The 2106-nt window shown below is 71.5% G+C and carries 2 protein-coding genes and 1 pseudogene; 2 read left to right on the top strand and 1 reads right to left on the bottom strand.

Annotated elements, in window-relative coordinates:
* Positions 1-158 precede the first annotated feature (158 nt).
* Positions 159-704 (top strand): RNA polymerase sigma factor, encoded by a 546-nt coding sequence (locus tag F3J18_RS36905; protein WP_013697261.1) that lies wholly within the window; start codon positions 159-161, stop codon positions 702-704.
* Entirely contained in the window at positions 701-1654 is a 954-nt protein-coding gene (locus F3J18_RS36900; protein ID WP_166917086.1) for an anti-sigma factor, read from the top strand. The genes F3J18_RS36905 and F3J18_RS36900 overlap by 4 nt, the downstream gene beginning before the upstream one ends.
* A 320-nt stretch (positions 1655-1974) precedes the next feature.
* Here the strand turns inward: F3J18_RS36900 and F3J18_RS36895 are convergent.
* Positions 1975-2106, bottom strand: a pseudogene (locus F3J18_RS36895) (LysR family transcriptional regulator); the annotation flags it as partial.

The following is a 2106-nucleotide window of genomic DNA, read 5'->3' as shown; positions in this document are numbered from 1 at the left end:
GAGCCGCTGCGCGGGCGGCCACTTCGCGTCCCGCCCGGCCTACCCGCCGGCGCGGCGGCGCATCATGACGCCGTCGGCCGCCAGGCCGACGGCATCGCCACGGAGCCGGGCCCGCGACGGTGCGCCCCGCCTCCAGCTCCCAGCGGAGATTGACGCCGATGAGCAGTGCAGACTTGCCGAGCCTGCTTCCCGAGATGCTGCCGCGGCTGTGGGCCTTCGCCCTGCGCCTGGCCGGCGACCAGCACGACGCCGAGGACCTGGTGCAGCGCGCCTGCGTGCGCGCGCTCGAACGCGCCCACCAGTTGCAGCCCGATACCGCGCCGCTGAGCTGGATGTTCTCGATCGTCCACACCACCTGGCTCAACGAGCTGCGCTCGCGCGGCGTGCGCCGTCGCGCCAGCTTCGACTGGGACGACGACCTGATCGAGAACCTGCCCGATCCCTCGGGCCAGACGCCCGAATCGGCGCTGATGCACGAGCAGGTGATCGCCGCGGTCGAGCGGCTGCCCGAGGCGCAGCGCGTGGTGATGCTGCTGGTGGCCGTGGAAGGCCTCAGCTACCAGGAAGCGGCCGACGTGCTGGAGATTCCGATCGGCACCGTGATGAGCCGCCTGTCGCGCGCGCGCCAGGCGATCGGCGCGCGCTTCGCGCCGCGTCGCGCGCCGTCTCGCGCGGCCACCACGCCCGGGGATACGCTGGCATGAAAGTCGACGAAACCCTGCTGATCGCCTATACCGACGGTACCCTGCCGCCCTCGCAATGGGCCGGCGTGGCCTCGCTGGTGGCCACCTCGGCCGAGGCCGCGCGCATCGTGCGCCTGCTGCGCGCCTCCAAGCTCGATTACCGCGCCGCGTTCGAGGCGCAGGCCTTGCCGCCGCTGCCCAGCGCGCTCGCGCTCGACCTCGACCGGCTGATCGACGCGCATCGCGATCGCGACGAAGCGCCCGGCTCGGCAAGGGCCGTCGAGGCTTCGCCGAATACCGCGCAACGGGCGCCTGCGCATGCCGCATCGCCGCCACCGCCGCCCTCGTCCCCGCCGCCTGCGCCGCGACTGCGCCCGCGCGCGCCGACCCTGCCCTGGCTGGCCGCCGCCTGCGTGGCCGGTGCCGTCTGCGCGGGCCTGCTGCTGCGCGCCGCCTCGGGCAATCCGGTGTCGCCCTGGCTCGCCGCGGCGGTCGGCTACCAGCAGCTCTATACGCGCGACACGCTCGAATACGCGAGGCTCGATGCGAATGAAGCGGCCGATGCGATCGCCGAGATTCGCGCGCGCGACCACCTCGACCTGCGCGTGCCCGACCTCAGCGATGCAGGGCTGCAACTGCGCGCCGTGCAACGCTTGGCATTCCGCGGCCGGCCGCTGATACAGCTGGTCTACCTGCCGCGTCGCGGCGGCCCGGTCGCGCTGTGCGTGATCGCCGAGTCGAAACCTGACCTGGCGATCAGCGAACGTGCCATCAACCGGATGCGTGTGGTAACGTGGCGCCGCGCCGCGCTCGGCTATGCGCTGATCGGTGCGCCGAACGACGCGCCCGGCGACGTCGACCTCGGCGCGCTGGGCCGGCGCCTCGCCGCGGAACCCGCCACGCCCGCGCCTGCCGCGTCCTCCGCGCCGCCCTCCGGCGAGCATGCGCCGCGAGGCCGGGCCGACTCGTGACGAGGGCTAATAGAGAGAACGACGGAGCGAGCACCGGGGCAAACCCGGTGGCGAACGTGAACAAATGAAAAAAGTGGGCGCGATTCCAGAACAACGCCGCGCGCCGAGCTTATGCTTCACCGAAAATGCGGTGCCGATCGGACCGTCGGCACCCGGCATGGAACAGATCGATCCCTGCCCATTCGATTAGAACGACATAGATTGATGAAACCGGACGATATCCAGTTACTGGCTTACGTGGACGGCAAGCTGCCCTTGCCCGAGCGTGCCGCGATCGACCAGGCGATGCGGGCCTCGCCCGCGCTGGCCGGCCAGGTCGCGCTGCTGCGCGCCTCGGCATTGGCGTGGTCGATCTCGGCGAGGATCGATTTCGAGCGTTCGAAATAGCGCTGCCCGCTTTCGGTCAGGCCGAGATGGCGCGTGGTCCGATGCAGCAGGCGCGTCTGAACGTG

The sequence above is a fragment of the Burkholderia sp. Ax-1720 genome, from assembly GCF_011753035.1.
GTDB lineage: Bacteria > Pseudomonadota > Gammaproteobacteria > Burkholderiales > Burkholderiaceae > Burkholderia > Burkholderia gladioli.
The sequence above is the reverse complement of the archived record's forward strand: the minus strand, read 5'-3'. Positions and strand labels throughout refer to the sequence as shown.

Excerpts from the sequence above, each read along its gene's own strand:
- F3J18_RS36905 (WP_013697261.1), top strand. The coding sequence starts at position 159 with ATGAGCAGTGCAGACTTGCCGAGCCTGCTTCCCGAGATGCTGCCGCGG.
- F3J18_RS36900 (WP_166917086.1), top strand. The coding sequence starts at position 701 with ATGAAAGTCGACGAAACCCTGCTGATCGCCTATACCGACGGTACCCTG.